This is a genomic window from Novosphingobium resinovorum (assembly GCF_001742225.1).
Lineage (GTDB): Bacteria > Pseudomonadota > Alphaproteobacteria > Sphingomonadales > Sphingomonadaceae > Novosphingobium > Novosphingobium resinovorum_A.
In genome coordinates, this window is record NZ_CP017076.1 from 878,069 (window position 1) to 898,135 (window position 20,067).

Here is a 20,067-nt window from a genome sequence, read left to right on the forward strand (position 1 = left end):
AGTACCCTGCCCTTGGTTTTGGCCTTGGCCCTGCCCGCCGGTCGGGGCCGGGACATCCGCCGGTAACGCGGACGAGACGGATTAACCATCCGGCACACTGAACAGGCTCGATCAACGAGTTCAAAGGAGAGAGAATGCTCAAGGTCATCACCCCCGCCGTTTTGCTGGCAGCGGCCTGCGTTCCGGCAATCACACCCGCGCTGGCCGCCGAAGCCAGGCGAGAAGGCTTCGGCCGGATGCCTGACGGCGCCGCCGTCGAGGCCGTGACGCTGACCAACGCCAAAGGCATGTCGGTTCGCGTGATGACGCTGGGTGCCTCGATCCAGTCGGTCATGGTGCCGGGGCGCGACGGCAAGACCATCGACGTCGCGGTCGGCTACGACAGCCTCGAAGGATACAGCAAGGCGCCGGAGTTCTTCGGCGCCACAGTGGGCCGCGTCGCCAACCGGATCGCCAAAGGCAGGTTCACGCTGGACGGCAAGGGCTATACGGTTCCCGTCAACAACGGCGTCAATTCGCTGCACGGGGGCACCAAGGGCTTCGACAAGGTCATCTGGACCGTGCGCGCCGTGAAGTCCGGCAAGACCGCCAGCGTCACCATGCGCTACGTCAGCCCGGACGGCGACATGGGCTATCCCGGCACGCTCACCACCGATGCGACTTACAGCCTCGACGAGCAGAACCGGCTGACGATCACGTATACCGCCACCACCGACAAGCCGACCGTGGTGAACATTTCCAACCATGCGTACTGGAACCTTGCGGGACCGGGGCGCACGGCGATGGACCACCTGCTGACCATCCCCGCCGATCGCTTCACCCCGACCGACGAGACCTCGATCCCCCTCGGCGAACATCGCAGCGTCGAGGGCACCGCCTTCGATTTCCGCAAGCCCACCCCCGTCGGCGCCCGCGTGCGCGACGGCAGCGATGCGCAGATCGTCTACGGGCGCGGCTACGATCACAACTGGGTCGTCGGCGACGCGGTCACCGCGGACGAACACCTGATGGCGCGCGTGGTGGAACCCACCTCCGGGCGCGGCTTCGAGCTGTGGTCCAACCAGCCGGGTCTGCAGTTCTATTCGGGCAACTTCATGGACGGGACCATCACCGGCAAGTCCGGGCATATCTACCGCGAGGGCGACGTTCTGGTGTTCGAGCCGCAGCTGTTCCCCGACAGTCCGAACCAGCCCCGCTTCCCGTCGATCCGCCTCGCTCCGGGCAAGACCTACCGGAACGTCATGACCTACAAGTTCTTCGTCACCCCAGAATAACAGAGGATCCCTCATGAAAGCATTCGCAACCTGCCTGCTGGCGACCGCTGCCGCGCTGATCGCCCAGGCACCCTTCCCATCCGCCGAAGCCCGCCCGCAGTGGACGCCCGCGCAGGCGAAGACATGGTACGCAAAGCAGCCTTGGCTGGTCGGCTCGAACTTCGCGCCGGCCACCGCGATCAACCAGCTGGAGATGTGGCAGGAAGCCACCTGGGATCCCCGGCGCATCGACTACGAACTGGGGCTGGCCGAAGGCATCGGCATGAACACCATGCGCGTGTTCCTGCACGACCAGCTGTGGCAGCAGGATCCCGAAGGCTTCAAGAAGCGCATCGATGCGTTTCTGGCGATCGCCGCGAAGCACCGGATCAAGCCGCTGTTCGTGCTGTTCGACAGCTGCTGGGATCCGAAGCCGGTGCTCGGCCCGCAGCATCCGCCGATTCCCGGCGTGCACAATTCCGGCTGGGTGCAGGCCCCCGGCCTGCCCGCCATGCGCGACCCGTCGCAGGAGCCGCGTTTCAAGGCCTACGTCCAGGGTGTCATCGGCGCGTTCGGCAAGGACGACCGCGTCCTGGGCTGGGACTTGTGGAACGAGCCGGACAACGGCGCCGACCAGTACAAGGACCAGGACGGCAAGCAGGAGCTGGTGCTCGCGCTGCTCACCAAGGTCTATGGCTGGGCGCGCGAGGTCGATCCGGCGCAGCCCCTCACCTCGGGCGTGTGGCAGCATGACGACTGGAAGAGGCCGGGCGCGCTGACCCCGATGGAACAGCTGCAGCTGACGCAATCGGACGTGATCTCGTTCCACGACTACAACTGGCCGGAAAAGTTCCAGGACCGGGTGAACCAGCTCAAGGTCTATGGCCGCCCGATCCTTTGCACCGAATACATGGCGCGCGGCAACGGTTCGACGTTCGACGGGTCGCTGCCGATCGGCAAGCGCGAGAACGTGGCGATGATGAACTGGGGCTTCGTCGACGGCAGGACGCAGACCCGCCTGCCCTGGGATTCGTGGAAGAAGCCCTACACCATGGAAGAGCCGACCATCTGGTTCCATGAAGTGTTCCACACGGACGGAACGCCTTATCGCCAGGCCGAAGTGGATCTGATCCGCCGCTTGTCCGCCGCGCCGAAGGGCGTGGTGCCGACGTCCAGGAAGTAACGCGGGACAACTGTCCTGACGGTCCGAAAAGAGGGCGGCATGCGTAACCCGACGTACCTTGCCGCCCTTTGCACCGCAGCGCTGCGGCAGGCGCGCTCATGGCTGTCGCTCGTGTCCGTGCTCGACCGCTTCTGGCGCGATTTGGCGAGCGTGCCGAACGTCACGCACGTCATCCTGCTGGAGGGCATCAACGATATCAGTGCAGGCAGCGACGAGGGGCCGGGCGCGGTCAAACCGGACGACCTGATCCACGGCTATCGCCAGTTCGTCGCCCGTGCCCATGCGCTGGGCATCAAGGTGATCGGCGGCACGATGACCCCGGCGCTGCGCGCGGGCTACATGTCGCCGATGAAGGAGCAGACCCGCATGGCGGTGAACGCGGCGATCCGCAACGACCGGATATTCGACGGCGTCGTCGATTTCGAGGCGGCGGTGCGCAATCCGGCGATGCCGGCGGAGCTGCGCCCCGAGTTCGACCCCGGCGACCACCTCCATCCCAACGATGCCGGCCTGCGCGCCACGGGCGACGCGGTGAACCTCACGCTGCTGACGCCGCGCTGAAGCGACGGGGCCTGCCCCTTCCCTTGCAAGGAAGGGGCAGGCCCCGGCTCAGGGCTGCGGGGCCGGTACGGGGTCGCCCGCGCGCGAAGGCACCGGGAACACCGGCATGCCCTGCGCGGTCCACTCCATGCGCTGGACGCGCGGCGAGCGGGCTGCGGTGCATTTCTGGTCGGCGCCGGTGTTGGCGTGATAGACGATCCAGGTCCGGCGGCCGCCGTCGGTTGTGAAGAAGCCGTTGTGCCCGGTCGCGTAGACGTCGTTCTGCGGCGCCTTGGCCAGTACGGGCCTGGGGGACTTGGTCCAGCTTTCCGGCTTCAGCGGATCGCTGCCCGGCGCGGCGTGGAGCAGGCCCAGCGCATAGTCGTCCGACCAGCAGGCGCTGGCCGAATACGTGAGGAACAGGTCTCCGTTCGGTCCCGCAAGGAACTCCGGTCCTTCAAGGATCTGGCGGCCGCCCTGGCGCTCGAACGGCTGGTCCGGCCGGGCGATCACGGTCTCGCCGGGGCCTAGCGTCCAGGGATTGGTCATCGGCGCGATGGCGAGCACGCTGTCGGGGCCGTCATAGGCGGAATAGATGAAGTAGCGCCTGCCGCCGGTCTCGAACACGGTGCCGTCGATGCCGGTCATGCCGGTGACGACGCGGCCCCGGTCGATCCATTCGCCCTTGAGCGGATCCGCGCTAGCGTTCTCCAGCACGAAGATGCCGCGATGCGCGTCATCGTCGTGTCCCGCAGCGGCGGCGGTATAGTAGACGTACCACTTTCCATCGAACCGGTGCAGTTCGGGCGCCCAGATCGAGATCGCGTTGGGACCGCTGGCGGGCGGGGTCCAGATGACATGCTCGGGCGCATCGGCCAGCTTCGCGAGGTCGTCGGTGCGGCGGATGGCCAGGCGGTCGCCCTTCGTCCCCATGAAATAGAAGGTGCCGCCGTCATGGACGATCCACGGATCGGGGCCGCTCGCCAGCAGCGGGTTGGTCAAGGTGGCGGCGGCAGTCTTGCCCGACGTACCCGTCGCGGCGCAGCCGCCGAGCGCCAGCGCCGCGAGCGAGATGGCTCCAAGCGCACCGGTCGCGCGGATCATGCGCCCTTCTCCAGTTCGGCCCAGGCCGCTGCAAAGGCGCGGGCGTTCGCCGCGATCTCCTGCGTGGCCGCGCCCGAGCGGTAAAGCGCCGAGCCGAGGCCGAACCCGTTGGCTCCCGCCGCGCGCCATGGTCCCATGTTGTCCGGCGTGATGCCGCCCACCGCGAACAACGGCACGTCCCCGGGCAGCACCGCGCGCTGCGCCTTGATCACGGACGGCGTCGCGGCCTCGGCCGGAAACAGCTTCAGACCCGTGGCGCCTGCCGCCAGCGCCGCGAAGGCCTCGCTGGGCGTGAAGTAGCCGGGCAGCGAGACCATGCCGCGCCGCGCGCTTTCGGCGATCACCGCGACGTCGGTATTGGGCGAGACGATCATCGCGCCGCCCGCGTCCTGCAGCTGGGCGACCTGCGCGACCGTCAGCACGGTGCCCGCGCCCACGACGGCCCGGTCGCCCACCCGCTTGGCGAGACGCTCGATGCTGGCCAGCGGATCGGGCGAGTTCAGCGGCACCTCGATCAGCGTGAAGCCCGCCTCGACGAGCGCATCGCCGGCAGCCTCGACTTCGTCCGGGCGGATGCCGCGCAGAATGGCGACCAGAGGCAGGCCGGCGAGTGCCGTGGCGAAATCGATCATGACATGAGGTTCCTGATGCGGGTGATGCCGGCAACGAACGAGGCATGGCTGTCGACGACGACGGCCTGCCCCCCGGCAATGGTGATGGCGGCGGTATAGAGCCGCGCGAGAAGCCCGTCGGCCAGCAGGTGCACGACCTGACCGGGGCGGGTGATGCGGGCGCGGCAATCGCTGCCGATGAGAAGGCCGCTGACGCAGGCCGCCGCCGCGCCGGGAGGGCGCCTGCCCAGCACCGAGGCGGCCCGGACTTCGAACAGGGCCGAAAGCAGATCGGCATCGGCGCAGGCTTCCACCCCTTCGCGGAACGCGGCGTCGGCATCCACTTCGCCGGTCATCTCGGCGCCGATCAGGGCACGGGCCTTGAGCAGCGCGAACATCTCGCCGGTCATGGCGGTGGTGAAGTCGGCTATGGCGCCGTCCTTCATGACCGCCCACTTGTTATGGGTTCCGGGCTGGCACAGCAGCGCGTCTGCTGGCGCGAGACCGGCAGCGACGGCGCCGAGCAGTTGCACTTCCTCGCCGCGCATCACGTCGGCGCGGGTCGGGGCATCGACGCAGACGCCGGGAACGATGGCGACGTCGTCGTCGAGGCGCGCCATGGCGGCGGCAACGGCCTCGATCGTGGCGGCGCAGGGGACATAGCCTGCATCGTGCCAGCCCCGGTTGGACCCGACCATCCCGGCCATCACCACCGGCAGCTGGCCCAGACGCGCGCGAAGCCCGGCCACTTCGGCGGCAAATCCGCCTGCCGGGACCGCGAGGATGCCCATGTCGTCGCGCTCGGTGGCGGCAACGCGGGCATCCTCGATCCGGTAGGCGCGGCGGTTGGTCGTGCCCCAGTCGACGGCGATGAAGGGCGCGCTCACCAGAACACCGCGTAAAGAACGCAAAGCACCAGAACCACGGCGATCGCTCCTGCATTGAACCCGGTAGAGGTGGCATAGCGGACGTCGCCGGTCGAGATGGTGTCCTTGTCCGGTCGGCCCGGCGTCAGCAGCGAGACGACCACCGCCAGCGCCAGCGCGGCCAGGAAGACGATTCCCATGCGGTCCATGAACGGCACCGCAGGCGCCCAGGCCTTGAACCCCCACGACAGCAGCACCGAGGCGACCGCCGCGCTGATCGCGCCCGGTTCGTTGGCGCGGCGCCAGAACAGGCCGAGCAGGAAGATCACGGTGATGCCCGGGGTGAAGAAGCCGGTGAACTCCTGGATGAACTGGAACGCCTGCTCGCTCGATCCCAACAGCGGGCGTGCGGTCAGGATGGCGACCACGATCGCCACGACCGCGACGATCCGGCCCACGCGGACCAGCTTGCGATCTGCGGCGACGGCGTCGTCCCCGGCCGGCCGGCCCTTGAACTTGGCCCAGACGTCGAGCGTGAAGATCGTCGCGATCGAATTGATCTTGGATGCGGTCGACGCGATGATCGCCGCCACCAGCGCCGCGAAGACAAGGCCCAGCAGACCCGGAGGCAACAGGCCCATCATCGTCGGATACGCCTCGTCCGGCTTGCCGAGATCGGGCGCGAGGATGACGGCGGCGATGCCCGGCAGCACGATGATGATCGGCATGATCAGCTTGATGAAGGCGGCGAACAGCATGCCGCGCTGGGCCTCGTCGATCGACTTGGCCGCCAGCGCGCGCTGGATGATATACTGGTTGAAGCCCCAGTAGCTGAGGTTCGCGATCCACATGCCGCCGATCAGCACCGAAATGCCCGGCAGGTCCATGTAGTGCGGGTCACCCTTTGCAAGGATCATGTGGAAATGCCCCGGCGCGGCGTCGACCAGGCGCGAAAACCCGGCGATCACTCCGGCCTCGCCGCCGATCTTGCCCAGGGTCAGGAAGGCAATGATCAGCCCGCCCATGACCAGCAGCGTGACCTGCACGATATCGGTGAGCGCCACGGCCTTCAGCCCGCCGCGCAGCTGGTAGAGCAGCGCGAAGACGCCCAGCACCACGAGCGCGACGTCCTGATTTACGCCCGCCACCTGCGTCACCGCGATCGAGCCGAGCCAGATGATGCTGGTGAGGTTCACGAAAACGTAGAGCACCAGCCAGAACACCGCCATCAGCGTGCGGATGCCGCTGCCGTAGCGGCGCTCCAGGAACTGCGGCATCGTGTAGATCTCGTTGCGCAGGAAGATCGGCAGGAAGAACTTGCCCACGATCAGCAGCGTGGCCGCCGCCATCCACTCGTACGATGCGATGGCAAGACCGATCGCGTAGCCCGACCCGGACATGCCGACGATCTGTTCGGCCGAAATGTTCGCAGCGATCAGCGAAGCGCCGATGGCCCACCAGGGCAGGTTCTTCGAGGCGAGGAAATAGTCGGCGGATCCCTTCGGCCCGGCACCCGGCTTGTCCCGGCTTACCCACTGGGCCAGCCCGAATATGCCGATCGCGTAAATCACGACCACTGCGATGTCGATCGTTGCCAGTCCCATCTCGTCTCCCTGCACTATCCTGTGCCGTAATCCCGGGTCGCCCCGCGTGCGATCGCGGACGACGTTGCTCCGGCGGGGCGATCGTCGAATCGCCCGGCCCGACCTGTCCGTCCCCTCCATAACGTCTAAAACCGTATTTATAAGATGAATCTTGACAATGGGCTGCAAGCGCTGCTTTTTGACGGACGAACGTAAGAATATCGGGAGATGGAATTTGGCTCGGGGCAATTCGCGCATCGCCGCAGGCATCGCCGTTGCGGCTATCACGGTTCTGGCGGCTCAGGCCGCGGCGGCGCAATCGGATCCGGCAAGGCCGGTGCGGGCAGAAGTGGTGCCGGGCGCGCCGGAGACGCCTTATGTCGATCCCGACAAGGCGTATCTCTTCGCGCACATGACCAAGGAACGTTACGGAGTGCTGTACTACACGGTCAGTCGTGACGGGCTGCACTGGACGCAGATAAACGGCGGCAAGCCGGTTTCCGAGGACTATCACGGGCACCCGTCGATCGCGCGCGGACCCGACGGACGCTATTACCTTGTCGGCAACCGCAGCGACGAGGACCCCTATATCCGCTTCTGGGTTTCGGACGACCTTGTCGCCTGGAAGCCCTACGGCACGTACAAGCCCGACGTGCTGCATGTCCCCGGCCTGCCCCACGCAATGCAGCGGATCGGCGCGCCCAAGCTGTTCTTCGACAAGCTCTCGGGCCGGTTCCTGCTGACCTGGCATACCGCGACCGTCCCTGGCGTACCCGAAGACCCCGAGCGCTACTGGGCCAGCCAGCGCACGCTCTACGCCCTGTCGAGCGACCTCAAGACCTTCGCCAAGGCGCCCAGGCGCCTGTTCGACTGGGACATGGCGACGATCGACACCTTCATCCAGCCCGAGGCGGACGGCAGCGGTTACTGCGCGGTCATCAAGGACGAACGCTATCCCAGCTACAACTGGACGACCGGCAAGACCGTGCGCGTTTCCTGCGCGAAGGACCTGCTCGGCCCCTATCCGGCGCCCGGCCCCTCGATCAGCCCCAATTTCCGCGAGGCGCCCACCGTCATCCGCGCGCCGGGCGGGCAGGACTGGCTGATGTATTACGAGCAGTATGCCGGAACCAGCTATGGCCTGTCGAAAGCGCCGCGCCTCACGGGACCATGGTATCAGGTCTCCGGAAATTCCGGCGTTCCCGAATGGAACCGCTACGAAATGCCTGACGGCCTGCGCCACGGCTCGATGATCGAGATCAGCAAGGCGCAGTACGACGTGCTGGTGAAAGCGTACCCGAACCCGCGCTGAAACTCTCCCTGAACCGTCGTCTCCGCGTTGGGCGACGGTCCGGGGTCATCGTGCAAACGACTTATCATATTAAAGGACCTTGTCTCGCCGTGTAGGTTCACTACGGTAATGGAGCGACAGGACAGGACCGGTCCGCGCGCGCGGACGACGGCAGGTACAAGGACTGCTCAGTGACAAGCTTCCCCCATCTCATCGTCGATGAGCCAGCGGCACAGTTGGGCCGCAATTTGACTTACGGCCTCCTCGACAGCATAGGCCGCGCCATCGTCACGGGCCAGTTCGAGAACAAAGTCTTTCCCACCGAAGCCGAACTGGCCAAGCAGCACGGCGTCAGCCGCTCCGTCACGCGCGAAGCGGTCAAGATGTTGAGCGCCAAGGGGCTTCTCAGCGCCCGCCCGCGTCAGGGCACGACCGTCCAGCCGACGTCTTCATGGAACCTGTTCGACACCGACGTCCTGCGCTGGATGCTCGAGCGCCAGCTCTCGGTCGACCTGCTACGGCAGTTCAACGAACTGCGCGTCTCGGTAGAACCCGAAGGTGCGGCCCTTGCAGCGCAAGTCGCCGGAGATGATGATATCGCCCGGATCGACGCGGGCCTCGTACGGATGCGCGCGGCCGAAAGCGGGCTGGACGATCCGTTGGAAGCCGACATCGCCTTCCATGTCGCAATCCTGCGCGCGTCCAAGAATCCGTTCTATATCCAGTTGCGCGATGTGGTCAGCACCGCGCTGCGCACTTCGATCCGGTTCACTAACCGCATCAAAGGCCGGACCGCCGACGTCAACGAACACGCCAAGGTGCTCGACGCGATCGTCGCGCGTGACCCAGACGCGGCGCGGATCGCCATGCGCAGGATCATCGGCGATGTGCTCGGCCTGATCGAAGAACGCCAGCATCAGGCCGACTGAAATTCAGGCTAACTCAGTGCCCTGAGCAGATCTGACCGCCTGACCGCTGCCGGCCCCATATAGTATACGATAAATGTTGCAAAAGGAATGGATGTGGAGCCTATCAAATTAGGTCTCGTCGGGATCGGCAAAATCGCGCGCGACCAGCACCTGCCCGCCATCGCGGGGAATGACCGCTTCGTTCTTGCCGCCACCGCCAGCCGGCAAGGCCGTGTCGATGGCGTCCCCGGGTACTACGACATTGCAGAGATGGCTTCCGCCTGTCCGCTTGACGCGGTTTCGATCTGCACGCCGCCTGACGGTCGCTACCAGCAGGCGCTCGCCGCGATCGAAGCGGGCCTGCACGTAATGCTCGAAAAGCCGCCTGCCACGACGCTTTCTCAGGTCGAGGCACTCGTTGAAGCCGCGCGCGCTGCCGATGTCGCCCTGTTCACCACATGGCACTCGCGCGAGGCGGCAGGCGTCGGCCCGGCCCGTGCCTGGCTCGCCGACAAGCGTATCGAGGCGGTTCGGATCGATTGGAAAGAAGACATCCGCCGCTGGCATCCGGGTCAGGAGTGGATCTTAGGGCCCGGCGGTTTCGGCGTGTTCGATCCCGGCATCAACGCGCTGTCGATTACGACCAGCATCTTACCCAACGAACTTTGTGTCGAAAGCGCAACGATGGACGTGCCTGCGGGCCGCGCTTCGCCGATTGCCGCCAGCGTACAAATGCGCAGTGCCGGCGCTGACGTGCGCGCCGAGTTCGACTTTCTCCAAACCGGCCCGCAGACCTGGTCGATCGAAGTCGACACCGACCATGGCACCCTGCGCCTCACGGAGGGAGGCAGCGTGATCCAGCGCCCCGGCGAAAAAGAGCAAACGGATCTCGACCTTGAATATGCTCGCCTTTACGAGCGCTTTGCCCACCTTGTTGCCGAGCGGGCGATTGACGTCGATCTTCGGCCGTTGCGTTTGGTGGCCGATACATTCCTCATCGCCGACCGTCGCAGTGTTTCGGAATTTCTCTTCTGAACTTGAGTGGCCTCGCGCCTATCTCACCATGAGGACAGCTGATCGGGCATTTAAAGTTATGCAAAGCCGTTAATATCGTACATGGCTATAGTACGGGAGCCCTCTACTCTTCTAGCGGCATCTGTCCCGGTCATGCTGTCAGGTTAAATGCCCCATGTAACGGAGAGCTTTTTGATCGCCGTAAGTTTCAAGACGTTCTTTGCGAAACGGAATACGTACCGGTAGTCTGCGTTGTCCGAGATGCGCCACACTTATGGGCAGCTATCGGCCAACCGTGCCAGTGAGCTTGCGTTCCGTCGTTATTGAGCGGCGGAAACGTTTAAGGGCTTAAGGATACGGCGATACGCCTTCGCCAGCCAATGGCTGGCTTAATCGCGGCCGCGGCTCAGACGCTTGCGCAGATTCCTACTACCGGTTTCGGCGGGAGCAAACGGCCAGTTGGCTATCGGACGGGACCGGCTATGCGTCGGCAGCCGGCGGCGCATAAGCGGCAGCTATTCCGCCATTCGTCCTCGAAACCCAACGTTCGCCTATTGGCTAGTCCAGGGTATCCAAAATGGGACAGCTGCCGGTCCGGACTTGGGAGCGCAAAATCGGCCGCTAAATGACCGACAAGGGCCGCTGCACGAACCCGCTGCGCGGGAGTGGTGCCTGTGGTGAGCTACCCGTGACAACGAGAACGTCCCGCCTGGATTGAGCAGTGCCCGTAACGGGCAGACCCTTTCGGCTCCTTCAATATGAGGAGTCGAACGATGAACGAACTTGTTCCGGTTGGCCCGATCAGCCCGCTACGCCAGCGGCTGATCGACGACATGACGATGCGCCGGTTCTCACGCGAGACGCAGCGCAACTACCTGCGCGACGTCGGGCGGTTTGCGACTTGGCTGGGGCGCTCGCCGCACACCGCGACCGTCGAGGATATCCGGCGGTTCCAGATCGAGCAGCAGGACGCTGGCGTTCCGGCGCCGACCATGAACAGCATCGTCGCGGCGCTGCGGTTCTTCTTCACCCACACGCTCGACCGCCCCGAGCTCGCGCGCAAGCTGGTCCGCACCGCGCATGCCCGTAAGATCCCGGTGGTGCTGACCTTGGCCGAGGTGAAGCGGCTGCTCGATGCCACGACCTGCCTCAAGCATCAGGCGGCACTGTCGGTCGCCTATGGTGCCGGACTGCGCGTTTCCGAGGTCTCGGCGCTCAAGGTCAGCGACGTCGACAGCAAGCGCATGCTGCTACGGATCGAGCGCGGCAAAGGCGGGCGGTACCGTAACGCCATGCTGCCCGAAGGCTTGCTCGTGTTGCTACGCGAGTGGTGGCGCGCTGGTCGGCAGCAGGGGATCATGCTTCCGAACGGCTGGCTCTTCCCGGGCCAGAACGCGACAGTGCCGATCAGCACGCGGCAGCTGTATCGCATCGTCGTCGAGGCGGCCGAGGCAGCCGATATCGCCAAGCGGGTCGGCCCGCATACCCTGCGGCATAGCTTCGCCACGCACTTGCTCGAAGACGGTGTCGATATCCGCGTCATCCAGGCGCTGCTCGGTCACGCCAAGCTCAACACCACTGCCTTTTACACCCAGGTAGCGACCAAGACGATGCGCGCGCATTGCCTCGCCTGAAATGCCGCATTGCCTCGCCTGAAATGCTCCCGGCAAAGCTGCCGTTGCCTCATCTAAACTGCTCCCGGCATTGGCCGGGAGGGAACGATGCGGAAGGTGAGCATGGCGACGCGAAGGGAATTGATTGAAGCTGTCGGCGCGCGGTATCGCTCGGCCGATCGCGCGAGCAAGGGTAAGGTTCTCGACGAATTCGTCGCGATCACAGGTTTCCACCGGAAGCATGCAATGCGACTCTTGCGTGCGGAGCCGTTGATCAGGGAAACGACGCGACCGGAGCGCAGGATTTACAACGAGGCGGTGCGCGGAGCGTTGCTCGTGTTATGGGAGGCCAGCGACCGCCTGTGCGGCAAGCGGTTGCGGCCGCTTATTCCGATTCTGATCGAGGCGATGGAGGGCCATGGCCACCTTGATCTCGATCCGGCGATCAAGGCGAGATTGTTGCAGATGAGCCCCGCCACGATTGACCGTATTCTTCGGATCGCGAAAGGAAACAATCAGAAGGTCCGGCGTCGCGGCGTGGCAGGATCCGAACTCAGGCGCAGTGTTCCGATCCGAACGTTCAGCGACTGGGGAGATCCGGCGCCGGGATATATGGAGGCCGACCTTGTTTCGCATAGCGGCCCGGTGGCGAAAGGGAGCTGGGCGTGGACGCTAACGTTAACGGATATCGCAACAGGCTGGACCGAATGCGCTCCGCTACTGGTTCGCGAGCAAACGTTGTTGGTGGAGGTCCTCAAGGAACTGCGCAAGCTGATGCCGTTCCCGTTGCTGGGTTTCGATTCCGACAATGACAGCGTGTTTATCAATGAGACCGTGCGGGATTACTGCGCGGCGACGGAAATCGCCTTTACCCGCTGCCGTCCCTATCGGAAGAACGATCAGGCTTGGGTCGAGCAGAAGAACGGTTCGGTTGTGCGTCGTCTAGTGGGCTATCGCCGCTTCGAGGGGCTGGAAGCAGCCGGGTTACTGGCTGAGCTGTATGCGGCGGCGCGTTTGTTCGTGAACTTTTTCCAGCCTTCATTCAAATTGGCGGAAAAGCGCCGCGACGGCGCCAAAGTCCACAAACGTTATCACGCTCCCGCGACGCCGTTCCAGCGCCTGATGGATGACCCGCGGACCAACGAGCAGACACGCGAACGGCTACGGGACCTGGCTGGCAGACTGGATCCGGTTCGACTGCTGCGAGATATCCGGACCGCGCAGCAGAAACTGGTGGTCCTGGCCGACGCCGTCGTCTTGGCAAATCCGAACGAAACGTCACCCCCACCGCTGGGGGCCTTCCTCTTGAGCCTGAAAGCTTTATGGCAGAATGGTGAGGCGCGGCCCACGGCCGTTGATAAGGCGCCGCGCAAGCGAGAGCGGCGCCGGCCGGATCCACTGCTTCAGGTTACCGACCAGTTGAAGGCCTGGTTCGAAGAGGAGCCTTGGCGTACCGGGCGCGAGTTGCTGGAGAAATTGCAGGCCCAGCAGCCGGACATTTACCCAGACGGCCTTCTGCGAACTATCCAGCGCCGGTTGAAAGGTTGGCGTACCGAACACGCGCGCGCACTTGTGTTCAGCCACTCTTCCGGACAGGCCAGCGCCACGCCAGTCGACGCGGAAACCATTCTTACGGCGATGTGACGGATTGCCGTTCCGCCTCGCCTACGGCTCAGCTGCACGGCAATCCGTCCCATGCAATGGCAATGATGCTCGAGGGCCTGTAAGGAACAATTACGTGAGGCAACGGTCGCGCCGTTCGGGAACGTTCTTTCGTGAGGCAACACGGATCATCATCCAATTTGTCGCGCTACAGGCGGCCACGTCGAGGCCTGCGAGGACTGCGGCCATTGGCGTGTCGCCTATAACAGCTGTCGCAACCGGCACTGTCCCAAGTGCCAGGGCGCTGCCGCGTGCACCTGGCTCGCCGACCGCGAGGCCGACCTGCTGCCGGTCGGCTACTTCCACGTGGTCTTCACCCTGCCGGCCGAGGTCGGCGCCATCGCCTTCCATAACAAGGCGCTGATCTACGATCTGCTGTTCCGCGCGGCGTCGGAGACGATGCAGATCATCGCCGCGGACCCGAAGCATCTCGGCGCACGGATCGGCATCACCGCCGTGCTCCACACCTGGGCTCGGCGCTGACCCACCACCCGCACATCCACATGATTGTCCCCGGCGGCGGCATCGCGCTAGACGGCACGCGCTGGGTCTCGGCGCGTCCGGCGTTCCTGTTGCCGGTACGCGTGCTCGGCGCGCTGTTCCGCCGCCTGTTCCTCACACGACTGCTCGCGCTCTACGATGCTGGCCTGCTCGCCTTCTTCGGCAGCATGGCGCATCTCGCCGAACGGCGCGCATTCCTGCGCCACCTGTCGCCGGTCCGCAAAAAGCGCTGGGTGGTCTATGCCAAGCCGCCATTCGCCGGGCCCGAAGCGGTCCTCGCCTATCTGTCGCGCTACACTCACCGCGTCGCCATCTCGAACAGCCGCCTTCTCCGCTTCGACGAGGACGGCGTCACCTTCCGCTACAAGGACTATCGCCGCGGCGGCGCCGACCGGCAGCAGGTGATGACGCTTGGTGCCGACGAGTTCATCCGCCGCTTCCTGCTCCACGACTTGCCCAAGGGCTTTCACCGCATCCGCCATTATGGCCTGCTCGCCAGCGGTATGCGCAAGGACAGTCTTGAACGGGCCCGCCAACTGCTCGCGATCGCGCCGCCTGCTGGCGATGACATGCCCGCCGAACCGCCAGATGCCCGGCCGCCGTGCTCGTGCTGCGGTGGACGCATGATCGTCATCGAGATCCTGGAACGCCGGTACCAGCCTCGCGCGCCTCCATGCTTCGCAGCATCATCCGAGAGACAGGCGTCGTGACCCGGCACGGCACATCATCGACAGACCCCGTGACGACCACGCTCCCGGGAAGGCCGGAGTCTGCTTCCCGCCTGTCAAAAAACGGACGCCAACTGCCCGAAAGCGGACCGTCCGACCGTGAGCGACCTTCGCGACCGCCGGAAAGCAGACCGTCCGCTTTCAAATACGTCCGCTTATCCGCTGCGCCCGCCACAGCCCAGAGCCGCCCAAAGTCGAAATCCCCATAGACCATCGCGCGGGGCCCGCGGGTTCGGGCACCGCCGACTTTCCGACGCCTCTCGGCGTCCGAAACTCTAAACGATAGCGGAATGGCGGCTTACCGGCTCAGATCGGCGGATAGCTGCCCGTCGCCTTCGGTTTGGGGCATCGCCGACAAAAGAAATTCCCTGCCGGTCGGCCATCGCCCCATTGCGGGCCTTTATGATTGCTGCTGCTACGTTGTTCATATTCTACCGGAGCGAACCTACATGCGCCTAGTTGACGCTATAAACACGATGACCCCAGCCTATCTGACGATCTTGTCGAGGGGCTATTCGGTGCGGTCCGAAAGGCGGACTAATGTTCGCGGAACGTGCGGAAAACTCGTTCGCAGCCGACGGCCCTGTCGCTCTTCTCGGTTTGATAGCGATGGCGGAAGCTAGAGGCGAGGCATGGCAGGCTTCTGATGAAGAGATCGACAATTTTGTCCAACTCTTTGGTTAGTTTTCCAGCGCCTGCCCTCCACCCATCATAGCCGCTGACGGTGGATATCTACACGCCTGGAAGCAGCCGGGCCGCTTTACGCGGCCACGCGATGCCATCGGCAATCCCGCACGGCGAGGAAGGGTGATGGGGTGGACGCCCCCCGACGGCATCGATGTGCCATAGTGGAGGTGTTGAACACCACTTGAGGAGGCGTCCGTGTCGGAAGTTACCACAATCGGTTTGGATATCGCCAAGAATGTTTTCCATGCGCATGGCGCGGATGCGCGTGGGCGAGCGTTGTTCAGTCGCAAAATTAGCCGCACCAAGCTGCTGGAGTTCTTTGCCAAGCAGCCGCGGTGCACGGTGGCGCTCGAGGCCTGCGGAGGCGCGCATCACTGGGGCCGCGAATTCACGGGGCTAGGGCATGACGTGAAGCTCATTCCTCCAGCTTACGTGAAGCCGTTCGTGAAGCGACATAAAAACGATGCGGTAGATGCCGAGGCGATCTGCGAGGCGGCGCAGCGGCCAAACATGCGGTTTGTGGCGATCAGGAGCGAAGAACAACAAGCGTCCGGCCTGGTGTTCCGGACCCGCGATCTGCTGGTGCGTCAGCGTACGCAACTTATCAATGCAATCCGAGGGCACCTCACTGAGTATGGCTGGGTGGCGCCAAAGGGGCCGTCGCACGTTGCGATGCTTGGTGACCTGCTCGAAGACGAGATTGGCTCTTCGCTTCCTGAGGCAGCCAAGGCGATGTTTCGCACGATGCTAGATCTTTTGGAGGAACTGAACGACAGGATCGGTGATCTCGACAAAGAGATCGCACGGCGAGCACGCGAGGATGCGATCGCGCGACAGCTCATGACGATCCCTGGCGTGGGCCCGATCACGGCCACCGCTATCGCGGCGCTGGCCCCGCCGGCCGAGACCTTTGCAAAGGGGCGCGACTTTGCCGCCTGGCTCGGTCTCGCACCTCGGCAATTGTCGACGGGAGGCAAACAGAAGCTGGGCTCGATCACGAAGATGGGCGAGCGAACACTCAGGCGGCTACTCATCATCGGTAGCAGCGCTGTCGTGCTACAGGCGAGCAAACGAGGCGCTCCGGCAGGATCATGGCTCGAACAGATGCTGGCCAGGAAGCCGCGCATGTTGGTGACCGTCGCGCTTGCCAACAAGACTGCGCGGATCATCTGGGCGTTGCTCATGAGCGAAGAGGATTACAGAGTTCCGGTCGCAACTGCGGCGTAAGCCACAGCGGACCAGGGGTCGTCGGAGGACGTAGTCGGTCGAAGGAGGGTATGGCACAACAGTCGGCGAGACGGGGCTGGAAGAACCAGTGCTAACCACCGTGCCACATGCACGCTTAGGGTGAAGTGGTTCCAGTCCGCGAACTCCCATACGGGCCCGCAGCCTCTGGTGCTGCATCAGAGGCCGGACAGATGGCAGCATCCGACTACGTGCCTGATCTCCTAAATACCGCTTGCGTTCGTGCGGGCGTCCACAGATGGGAAGCAGACCTCGCCAGCATCTAAAATGGCAATTCCAGTCCGTGCTCGCGCATTACTTTCGCATAGAAATCCACGCGAGCCTGAAGGTCATCCGCTAACTCTTTCACGTCATGCCAAAGGTCTGAATCTGGCTCAGCATTCGCGAGCGCGTTAGCGGCCATAACGCTCAGACTATTCAGCGTATCGCCTTGGATCAGCATGCCGGGAAATTTTCGGCTTGGATGCCGAATTATCGCTGCGTTGCTGGCGTCAGAGTAAATTTCCAAGGCATCTGTTTTCATAACGCCGTAAGATGGCGGTCGAAATTGATGACCGCAATGGGGGCGTCTGCAGAACGACGGTTTTTCTCCCGCCTGATGGCGCCGCACTTCCTGAACGAATGACCGCTTACCGGCGCGCGAAACGCCCCTGGACGCCCGCAAAGGGCGCGTTGCTGCCCTCCGACGGAAGCCTTCTGCAATCCTGTGAATGGCCGCATTTCTAGGGCAAGTTCTCGAAAGCCGCCCTTCCGAAAAGTCGAAGGGTTTCGGGCGCCGTCAGGCGTACGTAAACCCGGACATGTACGACCCGCGGATGGTTCAGAGATGAGCTATGGGGGTTTCAGCTTCGGCGCGGTCTGGAGCCTTCCGGGCATCGTTGTCGGCTCGGGTATTGGGCCGCCATTGATGCAAGGCGATCGTGATCGGTGACGTTCCTGAGGGACTTTTATTCGGCGCCAGGCGACTCTTCTCGCGGCAAGTGGCGGTGGGCGCGAGTGCGCTCGTGTCCCGCAACTCAGGTTTTGCGGGAGGGATGGCAGTCGAGCCATGCCGGGTCATGACACGGTTTCCCGGATCGGTAGAAGCTTTCCCGGTGGCGCGCGCGGTTGCCGCCAGCGTTCAAAGGTCTCGATAATAATCATGCGACCGCCGCAACACGGGCATGGTGGGCGCAGGTCCGCCGGTTCTTGCTCACTGAGATCTTCAGGCTCGGGCGCAACGTTGAGCAGATCGCGAGCAAGGGCCAGGTTGGCCTTTCGGTATGCGCCAGCAAGCATGCCGTAGTGCCGGATGCGGTGGAAGCCGCGCGGTAGGACATGGGTCAGGAAGCGCCGGATGAACTCGTCGACCGGGAGGGCCATGACGCGCTGGCGATCGGCTCCATCGCGGCGGTAATCCTTGTAGCGCAAGGTGACGTTGGCGCCATCGAAGGCCAGTATCCGCCGGTTCGATATGGCAACCCGGTGCGTATAGCGCGACAGATAGGCCAAGACGGCCTCGGGTCCTGCGAACGGCGGCTTGGCGTAGACCACCCAGCGCTTCTTGCGGACCGGAGCGATATGACGCTGGAACGCCCGGCGATCGCTCAGCGGCAGGAGCGTTCCGAAGAAGGCCAGCTTGCCGCTGTCGTGGAGCTGGGTCAGCCGGGTAAGGAACAGCCGGCGGAACAGCTTGCCCAGAACCCGAACTGGCAGAAGGAAGGCGGGACGCGAGGATATCCAGCGCGTCCCGTCTGAGGCCAGGCCTCCACCCGGCACGACCATGTGAACATGCGGGTGGTGCGTCATGGACGAACCCCACGCGTGCAACACCGCGGTGATGCCGATGCGCGCGCCGAGATGTTTGGGATCGGCCGCGATCGTCAACATGGTTTCGGACGCAGTGCGGAACAGCAGGTCGTAGAGCCGCGCCTTGTTGTGGAAGGCGATCTCGGCGATCTGCGCTGGTAGCGTGAAGACGACGTGGAAGTAGCCCACTGGCAGCAGATCGGCCTCGCGTTCCGCCAGCCAGGTGCGCGCTGCCGCACCCTGGCACTTGGGGCAGTGCCGGTTGCGGCAACTGTTGTAGGCGATGCGCCAGTGCCCGCAGTCCTCGCAGGTCTCGACATGACCGCCCAAGGCAGCGGTGCGGCAGTTCTCGATCGCGGTCATCACCTTGAGCTGTGTCAGGCTCAGATGGCCGATGTGGGCCGCCCGATAGGCCGGCCCAGCAGCGCGGAAGATGTCGGCGACCTCATGGTCGGTGCGCACGCCTCAGCCGTCTGGCGATGCCTGAGGTCGAGGGGCCGGAAGCACGGCCAGCTTGTCGAGTGGACTGACGACGTTTCTCAAGGTGCGGGTGGCCACCTGGGTATAGAGCGCCGTGGTGTTCAACTTGGCGTGTCCGAGCAACGCCTGGATAATGCGGATATCGATGCCGTCTTCAAGCAGGTGGGTGGCAAAGCTATGCCGCAGGGTATGCGGCCCGACCCGCTTCGTGATGCCGGCAGCACGTGCTGCCTCGGCCGCAATACGATGTATCTGGCGATAACATATGGGCTTGAGGTAATGCTGTCCCGGGAACAGCCAGCCATCGCGGTGCATGACGCCCTGGTCCCGTCCTTCCTTCCACCACGCGCGCAGGAGATACAGCAGGTCCTTCGGGAGCATGGCATTGCGATGCCCGCCGCCTTTGCCGCATTCCACCCGGAGCAGCATGCGCTCGCCATCAACATCCCTGACCCTGAGCTTGGATACCTCTGACGCGCGCAGGCCTGCGCCATACGCGACGGACAGGATTGCCTGATGCTTGAGGCTGGTCGTCGCCCCCAACATCCGCGTCACTTCTTCGCGGCTGAGCACCGTGGGCAAGGATCGGGGATGCTTTACCCGGTAGAGCTTGCGGGTCAGGTCCGGACGATCAATCGTATGCGTGTAGAAGAAGCGCAGCGCCGATACGATGCTGTTCAACGTTGGCCCACCAAGCCCTGCCTCCCGCTGATCCAGCTGAAACTGGCGCAGATCTTCTCCGCTGGCCGTGTCGGGAGGACGGCCCAGCCATGTAGCGAACCGCTCTACGTCTCGCAGGTAGTTGCGCTGCGTGGCACGCGACAGGTGGCGCAGGTCCATATCTTCGACCATGCGCTCGCGCAGGGTCCGGGGCGGCGTCATCACGGTAGTGTTCATTGTTCGACTCCTCAGTTGAAGGAGCCGATAGAGTCTGCCTGCGCTCGCCTGCGCTCAAGTCAGGCGCATCGCAGGCGTGGCCCGCACGACATCAAGGTCATAGGCCAATCCCG

Annotated in this window: 16 protein-coding genes and 1 pseudogene; 10 read left to right on the forward strand and 7 right to left on the reverse strand. The window is 64.3% G+C overall.

Annotated elements, in window-relative coordinates; genetic code table 11:
- Nucleotides 1-134: 134 nt before the first annotated feature.
- The 3 genes from BES08_RS21400 to BES08_RS21410 are packed head-to-tail and all read left to right on the forward strand — an operon-like array spanning nucleotide 135 to nucleotide 2,997.
- Nucleotides 135-1,274 carry an aldose epimerase family protein gene (locus BES08_RS21400; RefSeq protein WP_008831623.1) on the forward strand — a complete coding sequence of 380 codons (1,140 nt, stop codon included), beginning with the start codon at nucleotides 135-137 and terminating at the stop codon, nucleotides 1,272-1,274.
- 13 nt (nucleotides 1,275-1,287) lie between these two features.
- Nucleotides 1,288-2,436: a glycoside hydrolase 5 family protein gene (locus BES08_RS21405; protein WP_069709446.1), complete on the forward strand. Its 1,149-nt coding sequence runs from the start codon at nucleotides 1,288-1,290 to the stop codon at nucleotides 2,434-2,436.
- 39 nt (nucleotides 2,437-2,475) lie between these two features.
- Nucleotides 2,476-2,997, forward strand: a complete 522-nt coding sequence (locus BES08_RS21410) for a GDSL-type esterase/lipase family protein (protein ID WP_008831625.1) — start codon at nucleotides 2,476-2,478, stop codon at nucleotides 2,995-2,997.
- A gap of 48 nt (nucleotides 2,998-3,045) precedes the next feature.
- Here the strand turns inward: BES08_RS21410 and BES08_RS21415 are convergent, their stop codons facing one another.
- The 4 genes from BES08_RS21415 to BES08_RS21430 are packed head-to-tail and all read right to left on the reverse strand — an operon-like array spanning nucleotide 3,046 to nucleotide 7,161.
- Nucleotides 3,046-4,080, reverse strand: a complete 1,035-nt coding sequence (locus BES08_RS21415) for a glycoside hydrolase family 43 protein (RefSeq protein ID WP_008831626.1) — start codon at nucleotides 4,078-4,080, stop codon at nucleotides 3,046-3,048.
- On the reverse strand, nucleotides 4,077-4,712 hold the full coding sequence (locus BES08_RS21420) for a 2-dehydro-3-deoxy-6-phosphogalactonate aldolase (RefSeq protein WP_008831627.1): 636 nt from the start codon (nucleotides 4,710-4,712) through the stop codon (nucleotides 4,077-4,079). The genes BES08_RS21415 and BES08_RS21420 overlap by 4 nt, the downstream gene beginning before the upstream one ends.
- The gene (locus BES08_RS21425; protein ID WP_036530969.1) at nucleotides 4,709-5,578 is read right to left on the reverse strand and encodes a 2-dehydro-3-deoxygalactonokinase; all 870 of its coding nucleotides are present in this window, start codon (nucleotides 5,576-5,578) and stop codon (nucleotides 4,709-4,711) included. Before BES08_RS21425 ends, BES08_RS21420 begins: the two co-directional genes overlap by 4 nt.
- Entirely contained in the window at nucleotides 5,575-7,161 is a 1,587-nt protein-coding gene (locus BES08_RS21430) for a sodium/sugar symporter (RefSeq protein ID WP_008831629.1), read from the reverse strand. Before BES08_RS21430 ends, BES08_RS21425 begins: the two co-directional genes overlap by 4 nt.
- Before the next feature lie 214 nt (nucleotides 7,162-7,375).
- Between BES08_RS21430 and BES08_RS21435 the strand changes: the two genes are divergently transcribed.
- The 7 genes and pseudogenes from BES08_RS21435 (at nucleotide 7,376) to BES08_RS21465 (ending at nucleotide 16,771) form a co-directional block, all read left to right on the forward strand.
- Nucleotides 7,376-8,452, forward strand: coding sequence for a family 43 glycosylhydrolase (locus tag BES08_RS21435; RefSeq protein ID WP_008831630.1), 1,077 nt, complete (start codon nucleotides 7,376-7,378; stop codon nucleotides 8,450-8,452).
- A 170-nt stretch (nucleotides 8,453-8,622) separates the two neighbouring features.
- Nucleotides 8,623-9,360: a FadR/GntR family transcriptional regulator gene (locus BES08_RS21440; protein ID WP_008831631.1), complete on the forward strand. Its 738-nt coding sequence runs from the start codon at nucleotides 8,623-8,625 to the stop codon at nucleotides 9,358-9,360.
- An 87-nt stretch (nucleotides 9,361-9,447) separates the two neighbouring features.
- The gene (locus tag BES08_RS21445) at nucleotides 9,448-10,374 is read left to right on the forward strand and encodes a Gfo/Idh/MocA family protein (RefSeq protein ID WP_036530970.1); all 927 of its coding nucleotides are present in this window, start codon (nucleotides 9,448-9,450) and stop codon (nucleotides 10,372-10,374) included.
- A gap of 752 nt (nucleotides 10,375-11,126) precedes the next feature.
- Entirely contained in the window at nucleotides 11,127-11,987 is an 861-nt protein-coding gene (locus BES08_RS21450) for a tyrosine-type recombinase/integrase (RefSeq protein WP_051587245.1), read from the forward strand.
- Between the two features lie 87 nt (nucleotides 11,988-12,074).
- On the forward strand, nucleotides 12,075-13,610 hold the full coding sequence (locus tag BES08_RS21455) for an ISNCY family transposase (RefSeq protein WP_036530972.1): 1,536 nt from the start codon (nucleotides 12,075-12,077) through the stop codon (nucleotides 13,608-13,610).
- A gap of 159 nt (nucleotides 13,611-13,769) precedes the next feature.
- Nucleotides 13,770-14,839 (forward strand): annotated as a pseudogene (locus BES08_RS21460) (IS91 family transposase); the annotation flags it as partial.
- A gap of 900 nt (nucleotides 14,840-15,739) precedes the next feature.
- Nucleotides 15,740-16,771, forward strand: a complete 1,032-nt coding sequence (locus tag BES08_RS21465; protein ID WP_069709447.1) for an IS110 family RNA-guided transposase — start codon at nucleotides 15,740-15,742, stop codon at nucleotides 16,769-16,771.
- 280 nt (nucleotides 16,772-17,051) lie between these two features.
- Here the strand turns inward: BES08_RS21465 and BES08_RS21470 are convergent, their stop codons facing one another.
- The 3 genes from BES08_RS21470 to BES08_RS21480 form a co-directional block, all read right to left on the reverse strand.
- A complete protein-coding gene (locus tag BES08_RS21470) occupies nucleotides 17,052-17,312 on the reverse strand; it encodes a DUF6959 family protein (protein ID WP_069709448.1) in 261 nt (86 codons plus the stop codon).
- Nucleotides 17,313-17,845: 533 nt separating this feature from the next.
- Nucleotides 17,846-19,039 (reverse strand): IS91 family transposase, encoded by a 1,194-nt coding sequence (locus tag BES08_RS21475; RefSeq protein WP_036531096.1) that lies wholly within the window; start codon nucleotides 19,037-19,039, stop codon nucleotides 17,846-17,848.
- Between the two features lie 3 nt (nucleotides 19,040-19,042).
- The gene (locus BES08_RS21480) at nucleotides 19,043-19,954 is read right to left on the reverse strand and encodes a tyrosine-type recombinase/integrase (RefSeq protein WP_036531095.1); all 912 of its coding nucleotides are present in this window, start codon (nucleotides 19,952-19,954) and stop codon (nucleotides 19,043-19,045) included.
- Nucleotides 19,955-20,067: the final 113 nt, after the last annotated feature.

Bases quoted from the DNA above. Each gene is read 5' to 3' on its own strand.
- BES08_RS21455 (WP_036530972.1), top strand. From the start codon at position 12,075: ATGCGGAAGGTGAGCATGGCGACGCGAAGGGAATTGATTGAAGCTGTC.
- BES08_RS21400 (WP_008831623.1), top strand. From the start codon at position 135: ATGCTCAAGGTCATCACCCCCGCCGTTTTGCTGGCAGCGGCCTGCGTT.
- BES08_RS21410 (WP_008831625.1), top strand. From the start codon at position 2,476: ATGCGTAACCCGACGTACCTTGCCGCCCTTTGCACCGCAGCGCTGCGG.
- BES08_RS21470 (WP_069709448.1), bottom strand. From the start codon at position 17,312: ATGAAAACAGATGCCTTGGAAATTTACTCTGACGCCAGCAACGCAGCG.
- BES08_RS21480 (WP_036531095.1), bottom strand. From the start codon at position 19,954: ATGAACACTACCGTGATGACGCCGCCCCGGACCCTGCGCGAGCGCATG.
- BES08_RS21405 (WP_069709446.1), top strand. From the start codon at position 1,288: ATGAAAGCATTCGCAACCTGCCTGCTGGCGACCGCTGCCGCGCTGATC.
- BES08_RS21415 (WP_008831626.1), bottom strand. From the start codon at position 4,080: ATGATCCGCGCGACCGGTGCGCTTGGAGCCATCTCGCTCGCGGCGCTG.
- BES08_RS21420 (WP_008831627.1), bottom strand. From the start codon at position 4,712: ATGATCGATTTCGCCACGGCACTCGCCGGCCTGCCTCTGGTCGCCATT.
- BES08_RS21445 (WP_036530970.1), top strand. From the start codon at position 9,448: ATGGATGTGGAGCCTATCAAATTAGGTCTCGTCGGGATCGGCAAAATC.
- BES08_RS21450 (WP_051587245.1), top strand. From the start codon at position 11,127: ATGAACGAACTTGTTCCGGTTGGCCCGATCAGCCCGCTACGCCAGCGG.
- BES08_RS21430 (WP_008831629.1), bottom strand. From the start codon at position 7,161: ATGGGACTGGCAACGATCGACATCGCAGTGGTCGTGATTTACGCGATC.